Source organism: Lysinibacillus sp. NPDC093210 (assembly GCF_044753985.1).
Taxonomy (GTDB): Bacteria; Bacillota; Bacilli; order Bacillales_A; family Planococcaceae; genus Lysinibacillus.
The window spans coordinates 506,308-520,530 of the sequence record NZ_JBIVOE010000001.1 but is presented as its reverse complement, the minus strand read 5'-3'; the positions used below and the strand labels follow the sequence as shown (position 1 = coordinate 520,530).

General features: G+C 38.1%; 13 protein-coding genes. 10 read left to right on the top strand and 3 right to left on the bottom strand.

Going from position 1 to position 14,223, the window contains the following annotated elements:
* Window positions 1-98: 98 nt before the first annotated feature.
* Window positions 99-2,417, top strand: coding sequence for an ABC transporter permease (locus ACIP9C_RS02555; protein ID WP_401008330.1), 2,319 nt, complete (start codon window positions 99-101; stop codon window positions 2,415-2,417).
* Window positions 2,418-2,420: 3 nt separating this feature from the next.
* Window positions 2,421-3,179, top strand: coding sequence for an ABC transporter ATP-binding protein (locus ACIP9C_RS02550; protein ID WP_401008328.1), 759 nt, complete (start codon window positions 2,421-2,423; stop codon window positions 3,177-3,179).
* Between the two features lie 229 nt (window positions 3,180-3,408).
* On the opposite strand, the gene ACIP9C_RS02545 is transcribed toward ACIP9C_RS02550, so the two are convergent.
* Together ACIP9C_RS02545 and ACIP9C_RS02540 are read right to left on the bottom strand one after the other, a co-directional pair.
* Complete coding sequence (locus ACIP9C_RS02545) at window positions 3,409-4,191, bottom strand: enoyl-ACP reductase FabI (protein ID WP_401008326.1); 783 nt, start codon at window positions 4,189-4,191, stop codon at window positions 3,409-3,411.
* Between the two features lie 219 nt (window positions 4,192-4,410).
* On the bottom strand, window positions 4,411-4,659 hold the full coding sequence (locus ACIP9C_RS02540; RefSeq protein ID WP_173478432.1) for a ferredoxin: 249 nt from the start codon (window positions 4,657-4,659) through the stop codon (window positions 4,411-4,413).
* A gap of 105 nt (window positions 4,660-4,764) precedes the next feature.
* Between ACIP9C_RS02540 and ACIP9C_RS02535 the strand changes: the two genes are divergently transcribed.
* The 7 genes from ACIP9C_RS02535 (at window position 4,765) to ACIP9C_RS02505 (ending at window position 12,244) form a co-directional block, all read left to right on the top strand.
* Complete coding sequence (locus ACIP9C_RS02535; RefSeq protein WP_401008324.1) at window positions 4,765-5,793, top strand: YpbB family protein; 1,029 nt, start codon at window positions 4,765-4,767, stop codon at window positions 5,791-5,793.
* Complete coding sequence (locus ACIP9C_RS02530; RefSeq protein ID WP_401008322.1) at window positions 5,794-7,236, top strand: RecQ family ATP-dependent DNA helicase; 1,443 nt, start codon at window positions 5,794-5,796, stop codon at window positions 7,234-7,236.
* Between the two features lie 88 nt (window positions 7,237-7,324).
* Window positions 7,325-8,041, top strand: coding sequence for a LysM peptidoglycan-binding domain-containing protein (locus ACIP9C_RS02525; RefSeq protein ID WP_401008320.1), 717 nt, complete (start codon window positions 7,325-7,327; stop codon window positions 8,039-8,041).
* A 159-nt stretch (window positions 8,042-8,200) separates the two neighbouring features.
* The gene (locus ACIP9C_RS02520; protein ID WP_401008318.1) at window positions 8,201-8,956 is read left to right on the top strand and encodes a metallophosphoesterase; all 756 of its coding nucleotides are present in this window, start codon (window positions 8,201-8,203) and stop codon (window positions 8,954-8,956) included.
* Window positions 8,957-9,101: 145 nt separating this feature from the next.
* A complete protein-coding gene (locus ACIP9C_RS02515) occupies window positions 9,102-10,064 on the top strand; it encodes a YpdA family putative bacillithiol disulfide reductase (RefSeq protein ID WP_340825234.1) in 963 nt (320 codons plus the stop codon).
* A 73-nt stretch (window positions 10,065-10,137) separates the two neighbouring features.
* The gene (locus ACIP9C_RS02510; RefSeq protein WP_401008316.1) at window positions 10,138-10,698 is read left to right on the top strand and encodes a glycerol-3-phosphate acyltransferase; all 561 of its coding nucleotides are present in this window, start codon (window positions 10,138-10,140) and stop codon (window positions 10,696-10,698) included.
* 4 nt (window positions 10,699-10,702) lie between these two features.
* A complete protein-coding gene (locus tag ACIP9C_RS02505) occupies window positions 10,703-12,244 on the top strand; it encodes an aminotransferase class V-fold PLP-dependent enzyme (RefSeq protein WP_401008314.1) in 1,542 nt (513 codons plus the stop codon).
* 168 nt (window positions 12,245-12,412) lie between these two features.
* Here the strand turns inward: ACIP9C_RS02505 and ACIP9C_RS02500 are convergent, their stop codons facing one another.
* Window positions 12,413-13,381 carry an asparaginase gene (locus ACIP9C_RS02500; protein WP_401008312.1) on the bottom strand — a complete coding sequence of 323 codons (969 nt, stop codon included), beginning with the start codon at window positions 13,379-13,381 and terminating at the stop codon, window positions 12,413-12,415.
* Window positions 13,382-13,463: 82 nt separating this feature from the next.
* On the opposite strand from ACIP9C_RS02500, the gene prsW reads away from it, so the two are divergent.
* Window positions 13,464-14,138 (top strand): glutamic-type intramembrane protease PrsW, encoded by a 675-nt coding sequence (gene prsW / locus ACIP9C_RS02495; RefSeq protein ID WP_173478441.1) that lies wholly within the window; start codon window positions 13,464-13,466, stop codon window positions 14,136-14,138.
* The last annotated feature ends 85 nt before the right edge of the window (window positions 14,139-14,223 follow it).

Sequence of the window (14,223 nt, the reverse complement as noted above, 5' to 3'; positions counted from 1 at the left end):
TGGCTATTTTTCAGGAAATTCCTTTTTCTTAGGTCAGGAAGGCTAGTTGGTGGGGGTATGTTTTTCAATCTGTTAAAAAGCTCAAACAGAGGTGACGTATGTATTACAGAATAATCCGTAATGACATTTCAAATAGCAAACTAATATCGCTAACAACAATGATATTTGTTGCGGTCGCGGCTATGCTTGTTGCGCTATCAGCAATACTTGTTGTAAATCTTTCGGGGGCGTTAGATACACTTATGAAGCAGGCGAAAACCCCTCATTTTATGCAAATGCATGTAGGTGATATTAATACAGTAAGACTTAAAGGCTTTGCTGAACAGAATAGTAACGTCCAAGATTTTCAAGTGCTTGAGTTTCTTAATATTGACGGCTCGCAAATTATTTTAGGCAATAGTACGTTTGTAAATAATGTTCAGGATAATGGTTTTAGCATTCAAAGTGAGAAATTCGATTACTTGCTGGATCTCGATGGTAATATTATCAACGCATCTGATGGTGAGCTTTATGTTCCATTGCGTTATAAGAAAGAAAACAACGTAAAGGTCGGGGACATGGCAGTGATAAGTGGGAAACCATTTACTGTTGCGGGATTTTTAAGAGATTCACAGATGAATTCCATGCTCTCCTCTTCGAAGAGATTTCTTATTAGTAAAAATGATTACGCAGACATAAAAGGCTCTGGCCGTACGGAATATTTAATTGAGTTCAGATTAAAGGATTTATCGTCGCTTGGCGCATTTGAAACCGCCTATGCTACCGCAGGGCTGGAAGCGAATGGACCGACAATAACATATCCACTGTTTAAAACGATTAATGCTCTTTCGGACGGGATGATGATAGCAATTATACTTCTTATAAGTGTACTAGTTGTTACCATTGCATTCATGTGCATTCGTTTCACTCTCCTTGCGAAAATCGAAGTAGACTACCGTGAAATTGGTGTTATGAAGGCAATCGGATTACCAGTCTCAGACATAAAGAAGATATATCTTGCAAAATACACAGCAATTGCGTTGGTAGGTAGTGTAATCGGTTATGCAGGTGCATTCTTGTTCAAAAACATACTTCTTGAAAATATCAGGCTTTATATGGGGGAAAGCGACAATTCTTCTCTTGCATCGCTTTTCGGAATACTTGGTATTGTAATTGTATTTTTTGCAATTATTGCTTATGTAAATGGAGTGTTGAAACGCTTTCGAAAAATTTCCGCTGCTGAAGCAATACGCTATGGCACTTCGCAAGAAAAAAACGGTGCTACAAGGAGATTTTGCTTAAACAGCAACCGTCTATTTAACACAAATATATTTCTTGGCATCAAAGATGTACTGTCAAGAAAAAGACTTTACGCCACAATGCTAACAGTGCTTGTAATTTCGGCATTTATCATGATTGTTCCACTAAACCTTTACAACACGATTTCTTCAAATAATTTCATCAAGTATATGGGTATTGGAAACTACGATATGCGTATTGATATTCAGCAGACTGATCATATTTCTCAAAAAACTAAACAAATTTTATATGCCATTAACAACGACAGTACCGTTTCAAAGCATACTGTTCTTTCGACAAAAACATTTAAAGTAAAAATGGAAGATGGAACAGAGCGAAATATCAAAATCGAACTTGGTGACCATTCAATCTTCCCAATAGAATATTCAACTGGGAGGGCACCCGCTTCACAACATGAAATTGCACTTTCAGAGTTAAACGCCGATGAGCTTAGTAAAAAAATAGGCGATATTATAACCCTTATCATGGCAGGAAAGGAGCAAAATTTCACGATAAGCGGCATTTATTCCGATATTACAAACGGTGGAAAAACTGCAAAGGCTATTTTTAATGACAATTCTACAGACATGATGTGGAGTGTTATTAATGTTGAATTTTTCGATAAAGCTGTGCTGGATAGTAGAATGACAGCGTATACGAATCACTTTAACTATGCAAAAGTTTCAGACATTAATGACTACGTCTTACAAACTTTCGGCTCAACAATTGATGCAGTTGGGAAGGCTTCCCGTGCTGCAATTGCCGTCGCGCTCTTTATAACTGTATTAGTTACGTTATTGTTTATGAAAATGCTTGTCGCAAAGGATAGATATTCTATTGCTGTAATGAAAGCGTTAGGTTTTACAAATTCAGATATTACGACACAGTACGCTGCCCGTTCATTATTCGTTCTAATGATTGGGATTGTTGTTGGTACACTTCTTGCTAACACGCTCGGGGGATTACTGGCAGGCGTGGTTATCTCTTCTTTTGGTGCTTCGTCGTTTACATTTTCGGTCAATCCGTTAGCGGCGTACTTACTTTGTCCGCTATTGATGGCATGCTCGGTACTGATTGCAACAATTATTAGTACTTCTCGGGCTGGGAAAATAAAAATATCCGAAAATATAAAGGAGTAGTTTATGAAGAAAATGATAGTCGTAGACAATATTGTAAAATCTTTCGGTGAAGGTGAGAAAAAGCACAGTGTTCTGAATGGTGTGTCTGTTGAAATAAATGAGGGGGAATTCGTTGCTATTATGGGTCCATCTGGCTCAGGGAAATCTACACTTATGTATGCAGTAAGTGGAATGGATAGCATTGACACTGGAAAGGTGTTTTTTGATGGAATGGATTTGTCAATACTTAGTGAACAGGAGCTTGCCGATTTACGGAGAACAAAAATGGGATTTGTTTTTCAGCAACCGACTTTACTTAAAAACTTAAATATTATAGATAATATTATACTTCCTTCAATGCGAGATAACAGAAAAAGCGTTGATAAGATTACCAAAAAAGCAAGATCGCTTATGAAAAAGGTAGGTATAAGCGATCTTGAAAAACGTAATATTACACAAGTTTCCGGAGGACAGCTACAACGTGCAGGAATTTGCCGCGCACTAATAAGCAATCCTAAAATTATTTTTGGTGATGAACCGACTGGTGCGCTTAATTCTAAATCAGCACAGGAAATAATGGACATCATTACTGAGATTAATGCAGAAGGGACAGCGGTGCTGCTTGTCACGCATGATCCAAAGATTGCAGCAAGGACTGATCGTATACTGTTTATGCGTGACGGAAAAATAGTCGATGAAATACAATTTAACCGATTTACTGTCACAAATAATGAAAACAAAGTGGAAATGATTCTAGAGGAAATGCGGAAAAACGGCATATAATATCTAGAAAAGGTGGATTTCCCATCAAGGAAAATAAACATAAAAGCATTCGTTGATAGTAGCGGATGTGGCGACTGTTGCACAAAACTTAAGACGCAACAAACAGTGCCATAGCTAGGCTTGTGGCTTGCGGTGTGCCCTGCGGAAAGCACTTGCCGTAGTGTGCATCAAAGGCGTAGCAAAAAAGTGTTAGATTGATTGAAGTCAATCTAACACTTTTTGTCTTTTATTAACCCATAATATTGTAGCCAGCGTCGATGTAGATTGTTTCGCCAGTTACCCCACGTGATAGGTGAGATAGCATGACAATTGTCATATCAGCTACTTCATCTTGTTGAACATTGCGTTTTAACGGCGCTGTTTCTTCGATTTTGTGTAAAATTGTATTGAATGAAGGAACACCTTTAGCCGCAAGTGTACGAATAGCACCCGCAGAAATTGCATTTACACGGATATTGTCTTGCCCAATATCAGCAGCTAAGTAGCGCATTGACGCTTCTAATGCAGCTTTGGCAACACCCATTACGTTATAGCCATCAAGTACGCGTTCAGCGCCTAAATAACTCATCGTTACAATAGAGCCACCTTCTGTCATGTACGGGTGTGCTGCTTTTGCAGTTGAAATAAGCGAATATGCACTTGTATCTTGTGCGAATGCATAACCATCGCGTGTTGTTTCTAAAAAGCGATTGTGTAAGTCTTCTGCATTGGCAAATGCTACAGAGTGAACAATACCGTGGATCACGCCAACTTTTGCACCAATTGTATCGAAGGCTGCTTTTGTGCTTTCATCACTGTTAACATCACATTGAACGACAAATGCATCTGCTTGCCCGTAGTTTTCAAGTTGCTTTTGTAATTTTTTTAATGAACGTTCTTGGCGATACGTGAAAATAACATTGGCGCCTACGTCAAATAAACGTTTTGCAATACCCCAAGCAATACTGCGGTCGTTTGCAACACCCATTACGACAATGTTTTTATCTTTTAATTGTAATAAATTGTCCATCATTTATAAGAACCCCTTTACGAAATAATATCTGTTATTAGTACCAACTACTAAAATCTTATCATACATAAATTATGGTTGCAATAACAAGATGAAAAGAGCTTACAACTTCATTTGATGAAATTACATATACTCACTCTTTATCTTATATATCAACATACAAATAAAACTCATACAAAAAGGCATCCAATGGAGGATGCCTTTTTTAGTAATGGTGTTTTACTATTCGAATTTTAACGAGTCGCCATCAAAAGGTTCTTCAGCCACTTTGATAGAATCTGTTGGGCAACCTTCAAAAGCGTCTTGCATGTCTTCTAGTAGATCTTCTGGAACTTCAGCAGTTCCCATGTTATCATCTAAAATAACGAAGGCAATTCCTTCATCATCATAATCATAAATATCGGGTGCTGCGGCTCCGCATGCGCCACAAGCGATGCATGTATCTTTATCAACAATTGTGTATTTAGCCATTTCTTTCTCTCCTTTTACGATGGTCCTACAAAGCTTCATACTCATTTTAAAGATGTTTAACTTACATTTCAACCTAATACTATTAAATTGGAGGAATTTGCTTCAATGTTTTATCAAATTTTATTGCAAATCTTTCAAAAACTTAATAATGAACGTACAGTTTCTGCAGCTTATCATATCCTTAGAGGAAAGCGCTCAGGTCAGACAATTCAAGATGTTGGACTGTTTCAGCTACATAACTATTTTGGATTACTCCCAAAGCTACCACGCGCGACATTTGACGAGGCTGTAGCAACCTTTTTGCAATATAGTTGGTTAAGTATGCAGGAATCTGGTCATTATTCCATGAAAAAGCTAGGTTTACAGCGCGCAGAGCAAACATCTACTTTTTTATTTGACGGCTGGCATTATCGAGGAAATGAACATGTATTTTTTGCTCGTCTTTCTTTAGTCGTGCAAAGTCTCTCTTATCAAAAAGAGGGGATTCGTTCATTTTCACCTATTAGTAAGGATGCCCAAGTTCAATCATGGGTACGTAATTTTTTGCAGGACTATCAATATCAATCAGGAAAATTGCAAAAACAACTACTAGAAGAGTGCCTTCGTGTATTAACTACTTTACCTGTATCAGATAGTAATAAACAACTCGTTCTTTACCGATTAAGTGGTCATAGTTTACCTGGTTGGACATGGCAGCAGCTTTCTAGTGAACGTAAGGAAACTGTGCTTGATAGTCAATTAGCATTTATCGAATTACTACATACATTAATGAATGAAGTGCATGCAACAAATAATTACCCGTTACTTGGCCAAATGGCTGAGGAACTTCGGGTTAAAGCATTGCTGACTGATTCTGCACAGCAAACGGCCCATTTATATGAACAAGGATATTCAATTGAACAAATTGTGCAAATAAGAAAATTGAAACAAAGTACGATTGAGGATCATTTAGTTGAGTTAGCGATGAATGAACCGAACTTTTCTATTGGCCCATTCGTCTCATATAAAGAAGCGGAAAAAGTTTGGCAGGCTTCCAAGCAATACCAAACAAAAAAATTAAAGGCATTGCACGAAGTAGTAGAAGATATGAGTTATTTCCAGCTGAGACTTGTCCTCGCGAAAGGGGAAGTATAAATGGAATTAGAGCAAACGTTAGCTAAGCACTTTGGCTATACAACATTTCGACCAGGTCAAAAGGAAGTAATTGAAGCAATTCTTGATGGAAAAGATGTAATTGCGTTATTGCCAACTGGGATGGGTAAATCACTGTGCTATCAATTGCCAGCATATATATTGCAAAAGCCAGTGTTAATCGTGTCACCTTTATTGTCTCTAATGCAGGACCAGGTAGAGCAACTTAAACGTTTTGGCGAAAAAAGAGTAGTAGCCTTAAATTCATTTTTAGCAGCAGAGGAAAAACGATATGCACTCCATTTTTTAGAACAGTATCGCTTTATTTTTACGTCACCAGAAATGCTTTTGCAACAACAGGTGCAGGAAAAACTAGCGAAAATGTCATTGAGTCTCATTGTAGTTGATGAAGCGCATTGTATATCGCAGTGGGGATTTGATTTTCGTCCAGATTATTTGCGCATTGGTGACTGGTTTTCGCGAAACAATCGCCCGCCGGTGTTAGCTTTGTCAGCGACTGCAACCCAAAAAGTAGTAAAGGATATTCATACTACACTTTCGCTGAACGCTCCGTTTGAATTTATGTATAACGTGGATCGTCCTAATATACATCTTGGGCGTGTTGGATTCGAGGATAGGGCGGATAAGGCCAGATGGATTTTAGAGCATGTCAAAAAAACAGCTGGACCAGGTATTTTGTATATGTCATCACGTAAGCGTGCAGAGCAATATTGTGAAACATTCATGCAAGCAGGTATTCGGGCTGCCGCATATCATGCAGGTTATAGTGCAGAGGATCGTCAATTTATTCAGCAGCAATTTATTGATGGAGAGCTAGATTGGATTGTGGCGACAAATGCTTTTGGCATGGGCATCAATAAGGCAAATATTCGACAGGTGATCCATGAAACAATGCCAGCCAATGTCGCTAATTATATGCAAGAAATAGGACGCGCAGGCCGTGATGGAAAACCAGCTCTAGCCATTTTACTTTATAGTGATGGTGACGAGGAGCTTGCGAAATTTGTTGTAACAGGCGATTTGCCGTCAGCAAGTCATGTAGACCGTTATCAAGAGCTTGTAATACAACATATCGAGCCATCGCAAATGTTGAAAAATGGTGAGTTGAGTGAAACGGCCTTTCGTGTGCTAGATTACTGGTACCATCAGGAATCTGTTCAGGAAGTGAAAGCGCGACTTAATTATTTTGCACTTGAAAAATATCAGGCAGTCGATGAAATGTTAAAAATTACTCAGACAAAAGGCTGTATTCGCGAGCAGCTTGTCGGGTATTTTGGGCAAAAATTGCAGAAAAAACCTGAAAACTGTTGTGAAAATTGTGGAATCCATTATGATGAAATCAATATAGTACGCGTTAAGGAAGAGAAAAAAGTAGAAATGATTGCATGGGAATGTCGATTAAACCAGCTTTTATTGAGCGATTAGACTATAATTGACGGTCATTTACTTTTTTCGCAAAATTCGTCATAATAGAATGATAGAAGAATGCGTAGCAAGGTTGGAGGAAAGTCGAATGAGTAAAGAAGACTATCGTGATAAAATCGAAGAACATCGTCAGTCATTTGAAGAAGAACAACAAGAACAGCAAAATCTATCTAGAGTTTCAAGAATGAATAAAAATGGAAGTAATAACAAAAAGCCGAAAAACACAAAACGTAAATCACCGTTAATGACGATACTTTTTGTTACATTTATTTTAATTCCATTAACTATATTAATTTATTTCGTGCAATTCTATGATCCTGGTAAAACAATAGAAGAAGCCGAAAAGGATACGCTGGATTCTGTTGTAGAAATTGATAAGACTGGTAGTAAAGCGGAAGCATCCACATCATCTGATAAAGACAAAGATGATAAAGCAAACGACCAAGCCAAAGAACAGGCACAAAAAGACGCTGAAAAGTTAGCTGAACAACAAAAGGCTGCTGAAGAAGCGAAAAAGGCTGAAGAGGCGAAAAAAGCCGAGGAAGCTAAATTGGCACAGCAACAGGCTGAGGCAGCAAAAAAAGCAGAAGAAGCTAAAAAAGCTGAGCAAGCGCGCAAGGCAGAACAAGAAAAACAAAATGCTGCAAAAGCAAAAACACATACAGTTAAAGCAAATGAAAACCTATATCGTATTGCATTAAATTACTACGGTGATGGTAGTGAAGCAACATTAGCGAAAATCCGAGCGGCAAACGGTATGCCAAATGACACTGTATTTGTTGGGCAAGTCATTAAACTACCGTAAGAAAAATGGTGTCATTCTTTGGCAATGATGTTTTTCTAGTATAAAATAAAGGACAAACGTCAACACCAATGAATGGTTGAGGCAAACGTCTGATTAGCAAAAAGGCGATTCTACAGCATAATGAATCGCCTTTTTGCTGTCATAAGGAGAAGTGAGGGAATGATATATATTGGACTATTTTTATTAATAGTTATCGCCTTCCTACTCTATATGTGGAAGGTCGCGCACGAAAATAATGTGCTGCATCATCAATTATCACTCAAAGGTGAACAAGAAAAGATTCGACTATTTTTTATTTCAGATACGCATTTACGGAAAATTAATCGTCCAATGATTGAACGATTAAATGGCACGTTTGATGCGGTAATAATCGGTGGAGATTTTGCAGATGGGCGCACACCTATTCGACGTATCCATGACAATCTCGATTTATTGACACCGTTAGGACCTACTTATTTTGTCTGGGGGAATAATGATAGAGAAGTAGGCGAGGAGCAATTTCGGGATATTTTACAACAACATGGAGTCGAAATTATTGCCAATAATGCTGTCTTATTACCAAAAAAGAATCGCTTATGGCTTAGTGCTATTGAAGATACTTCTACGATGAAATATAGTTTTGATGCTGCTTTTGAAAAAGTTGGCGAGGATGATTTAGTCGTTTTTATTTCACATAATCCTGGTGTCTTTGCCAGAGTGCGGGCGAAATTTAAAGCTGACTTAATGATTGGTGGACATTTGCACGGTGGTCAAATAAGAGTTGGACCGTATGGTGTTCATCCGCTTGGTTCTTATCGGGAACGTGAGGGTGTGATGACACTTGTGAGTAACGGCTATGGTACAACACTATTGCCATTCCGTTTAGGAGCGAAACCTGAATGCCATATAATTAACATTGAAATTTCGGGTAAATAAACAACCAATAATGCGTAGAAGGCGTATAATGGAGACGAGAGTTATTTTTAAAAATGTAGATGCCCAATAGAGGGATTGTCATCTGCATGAAAGCGAAGCATCTGTGTTAAATACACTGATGCCTATTTGATAGGAGTGTCAAACAATGCAACAAGTTGATGCAATAATTGTTGGAGGAGGCCCTTGTGGTTTAGCGGCAGCAATATCTTTACAAAAAATTGGTTTGCGACCGATTGTCATTGAAAAAGGAAATATCGTAAATGCCATTTACAATTATCCAACACATCAAACTTTCTTTAGTACGAGTGAACGATTAGCCATTGGTGACGTACCATTCATTATTGAGGGGCGTAAGCCAAAGCGAAATCAAGCACTTGTTTATTATCGTGAGGTAGTGCGCTTGAAAAATATTCAAGTTAACCGTTTTGAAAAAGTCGGAAGTGTTGTGAAAAATGGAGAGATTTTTACTGTAACGACAGATAAGGATGTATATGAAACGCCATATGTTGTCGTAGCAACAGGTTACTACGACCATCCTAACTATATGGATATTCCTGGTGAGGAATTACCTAAAGTTTACCATTACTTTAAAGAAGGACATGAATTTTTTGATACGGATGTCCTTGTAATCGGTGGGAAAAATTCAGCTGTAGATGCAGCATTAGAATTGAACAAGGCTGGAGCCCGTGTCACAGTTGTGTATCGTGGCAGTGAATATTCTCCAAGCGTTAAGCCGTGGGTTTTACCTGAATTTGACGGAGTTGTACGTGGCGGGGAAGTCACAATGCACTTTAATACAAATGTAGTAGAAATTCGTGAGCATGAAGTTGTGGTAAATATTGACGGTCGTGAAGAAGTGTTAAAAAATGACTTTGTTTTTGCTATGACTGGCTATCACCCAGATCATTCATTTATTCGAGCGATGGGTGTTACGATTGACGAGGAAACAGGACGACCATTTTGTCAACCTGACACAATGGAAACAAATGTAGCAGGGCTATTTATTGCTGGGGTCATTGCAGCAGGCAATAATGCCAATGAAATTTTTATTGAAAACGGACGCTTCCATGGTGATTGTATCGCACAAACAATTGCAGAAAGAAGATAAATAGAAGAAGCTGTATAGGCGTGACTGCTTATACAGCTTCTTTTAGAATAGAAGCTATAAAAGGTGGGGGAAAATGACTTGGTTATATTGGATAATTAGCTATTTTATTGGAAACTTTTTGACTGCTTTTTTCGTTGGAAAAGTATATGGTGTCAATTTGCAGGAGGAACGCAGTAAAAACCTAGGTGCACGTAATGCAGGGAGTGTAATAGGTAAGGGTGCATTTATGTGGACGTTTTTGGGGGATTCATTGAAAGGTGTTCTCGTTGTGCTATTAGGAAGTATATGGCATATGGAACAGTCGGCAATTATTGTAGGGGGCTGTCTCGTTATACTCGGACATATGTATCCCATTTGGCTGGAATTTAATGGTGGCAAGGGCGTGGCAACATTTATCGGTGTTGGGCTTGCTTTGTCACCGACTGTATTTTCCTTGATGATTGTCGGCACAGCAATTGTGTTTAGCGTAACAAGAAGCCTTACACTTGGCATGTTGGGTGGCTTCGTGTTTTACATTGGAGCAATTGTACTTTCAGGTCAATTACCGCTATACATACCGATGCTAGTTGCAATTATTTGTATGTTGATTAAGCATACATCCAATATTAAGGAGTCTTTAAGAAGAAGGAAGTGATTTTATGTATTGGTGTAAAGTCGCACAGACAGAAAAGGAATTTGATGCGATCGCGCAGTTGAATTATGAAACCTTTGTTGAAGAAATTCCACAGCATGAACCAAATACGATGAAAAGAAAAGTAGATCGTTTCCATCAAGAAAATACGTATTTAGTTGTTTATAAAGGAACTGAGCTTATTGGAATGTTAGCCTTTCGAGATCAACGACCGTTTTCAATAGATGAAAAAATTGGTGAAGTGGAGCAGTATTTACCAAAGGAAATTTGTACAAAGCTTTGTGAAATTCGCTTACTTGCAGTAAAAAAGCAATATCGTACAGGACGTGTATTATTAAGATTGACACAGGCGTTGAATGCATTTGCCTATGAAAAAGGTTATTCAGCAGCTGTAATTTCAGGTACTACGCGTGAGGAAAAATTGTATATGCAAATGGGCTTTACCCAATTTGCATCAGCAGTAGGTACAGCTGAAGCTATGTTTTTACCAATGGTATTAACAAGGCAGCAATTTGAACATTCCTTACAACGAAAACTGGCACAAGAAAGTTTTACATTTTACCCAGGACCAGTTAAACAGCAAGGAGCTATTATGTATTCTGAGATATCACACCGATCTCAAGCTTTTCAATCACTATATGAACGTATGAGTAGCAAGCTTCTAGAATTATCAGATGCCACGCATATCGCTACATTAGTAGGAACAGGGACATTAGCGAATGAGGTGATGCTCGGACAACTCAAGGCACAAAAAGTCGGTCATGGACTTATTTTAACGAATGGGGAATTTGGAGAACGTCTTCACAAGCAAGCTGAGCGCTGGTCATTAGATTTTGACGTCGTTACGCAAGAGTGGGGAAGCGCATTTGATTTACAGTCATTGGAGGCTTTATTACAAACGGGTTCCTATCATTGGCTACTCATGGTGCACGGGGAAACTTCAACAGGTACATGTAATGATTTAGAAGGAATTTTACAATTGGTTAAGCGCTATAATTTAAAGCTTTGTGTTGATTGTATTAGCTCATTTGGGGCAATGCCGTTTTCATTAGCTGAATGCTACTTAGCTACAGCGGTGAGTGGTAAAGCGATTGGGGCACTTAGTGGCTTGTCATTTGTATTTTCCCAACAACTTGTGGAGCCTTCCTCTACTATACCTGCTTACTTGGATTTAGCTAATTATCAGCAAGGTGCTATTCCTTCTACGTTACCGGCAGTGCTTATTGGCAATGTAGTAAATGCTTTACAAGCATATCCAGCTCGTTATAGTCAACTACAGCAGCACTATGAAGCGCTGCTGCAGCTCCCATTTATGGACTATCGCTTACCAACTACAGCGTATCCAATGATTTTGACATTACAATGTCCAAGGAATCTCACTAATTTATCGACCGATTTAAAATTAAACGGATTATATGTCCATGGAGATAGTGAATATTTACGCAACCGTAATTTTATTCAGTTGTCAGTAATCCAACCTGATTTTGAGTTGGCACTAGATCGCTTACGTAATCTGTTAACTTATTATGAGCAAACAGTAGATGTATAAGCGCAATGTTTTATTAACGATAAATCATAATTTATCGGCGAGCTGACGTGTTATATGAGCAGTTCGCTCGTTTTAATAATGGCGATGTAGCTTGTTTTATTGGCGCTATGCCATGATTTAGTGACGATGCACCTAGTTTTAGTGGCGTTATCGAGAAATTCATAGGACTTACTGGAAAAATTCCTTTAAGTCCAATGGATTTCCTTCTTTATTTAAACCGATTAGCAATTTTAATCGTGCTTTTTGTCCGTTAATGCCTGTCGCAAAAATTGCGCCTAAGTCTTCTAGCATTTTACCACCACCAACGTAACCATATACGCCTTCAGCAATGCCATTGAAGCAACGGGATACAAGCACAACAGGGATACCACGTTCCAATAGACTTTCAATGCCCTTTACTACTGTTGGTGGAACATTTCCTTGTCCAAGTCCTTCAAGTACAACACCATCATATTGACAGGCAAGGACAACGTCGAGTAAATCTACTTCCATCCCTGCATAGACTTTCAGCATAGCTACTCGCTTCGCTAAGCCCTGTATGTCTACATATTGGCGACGAATCGGGGCATGATGAAACAAAATGCGCGATTTTGTAATAAGTCCGATTGGACCGTATTGTGGCGATTGAAACGTATTGACAGAACTAGTGCTCGTTTTTGTAGTATTGACTGCTAGATGGACTTCGTCGTTCATCACAACGAGCACTCCTTTGTCACGTGCTTCTGCATCTACAGCTACGCGAACTGCTTCAACTAAATTGTAGATGCCATCTGCACCTAACTCATTGGAGGAACGCATCGCACCAGTCAAGACAATAGGAATGGATAAATTGGTTGTTAACTCTAAGAAGTAGGCTGTTTCTTCTAATGTATCTGTGCCGTGTGTAATAACGACACCATCAAATTGTTCAGTTGAAGTTTTTTCCATAATTAAATTACGTAAACTAAGCATTTCTTTTGGTGTAATATGTGGTGAAGGAAGATTAAATGCCTCCACTTCCTTAATAGATGCAAGTGAATCTAGTTTTTTACTTTCTTTTATTAGTGGATTTTCCTTGTTTGGCATGACCGCACCCTCTTCACTCATTGCCATGGAAATCGTTCCGCCAGTATGAATTAATAAAATTGTTTTTCTCATAAAAAATAAATCCCCTTTTAAAAAAATTTTTGTCATTACATGGTATAATGATATCAGTCTACTGTTGAAAGGAGCCGGCAACATGATCATTCTTTTATCAGCTGCCATTGCTCCAGGTCTAGCGCTTTTTAGTTACTTCTATTTGCGCAATCAAATGGCAACGGAGCCACGAAAAACTTTACTTCAAACGTTTTTGTATGGTGCTTTTTTAACATTCCCTATCTTGTTTTTACAGTATGTATTAACAGAAGAAGGGGTTTTTCAATATCTTTATTTACAAGATGTCCTATTTTCAAGTGTCATTGAAGAGTTTTTTAAATGGTTTGTTCTGTTAATAGCGATTTACAATCATGTAGAATTTGATGACCCTTATGATGGTATATTGTACGGTGCAAGTATATCTCTTGGATTTGCTACGATTGAAAATGTATTGTATTTATTTTCTTTTGGTTTGAATACAGCATTCATGCGAGCATTATTACCCGTTTCGAGTCACGCTCTGTTTGGAGTAGTAATGGGCTATTATTATGGTCGTGCAAAGTTTTCAAAGCATGCAAAGACGAAAGAAATGATTGCGATGGCAATTTGCGCACCCGTAGTATTACACATTTTATACAATACAATATTATCATTTAAAGGACATTGGGTATATTTAATGATACCGTTTATGCTATTTTTATGGTGGTTTGGTTTACGTAAAGTTAAGCTTGCGCATTATCATCTTATCCAACACTTGCATATGCATAAAAAAATATAAAAGCGTAGAAATCTAAAAATGATTTCTACGTTTTTTCTATTTTATAAATGTATAAAAAGTGCTGTTTGTTTCAAGCTATAAAAAA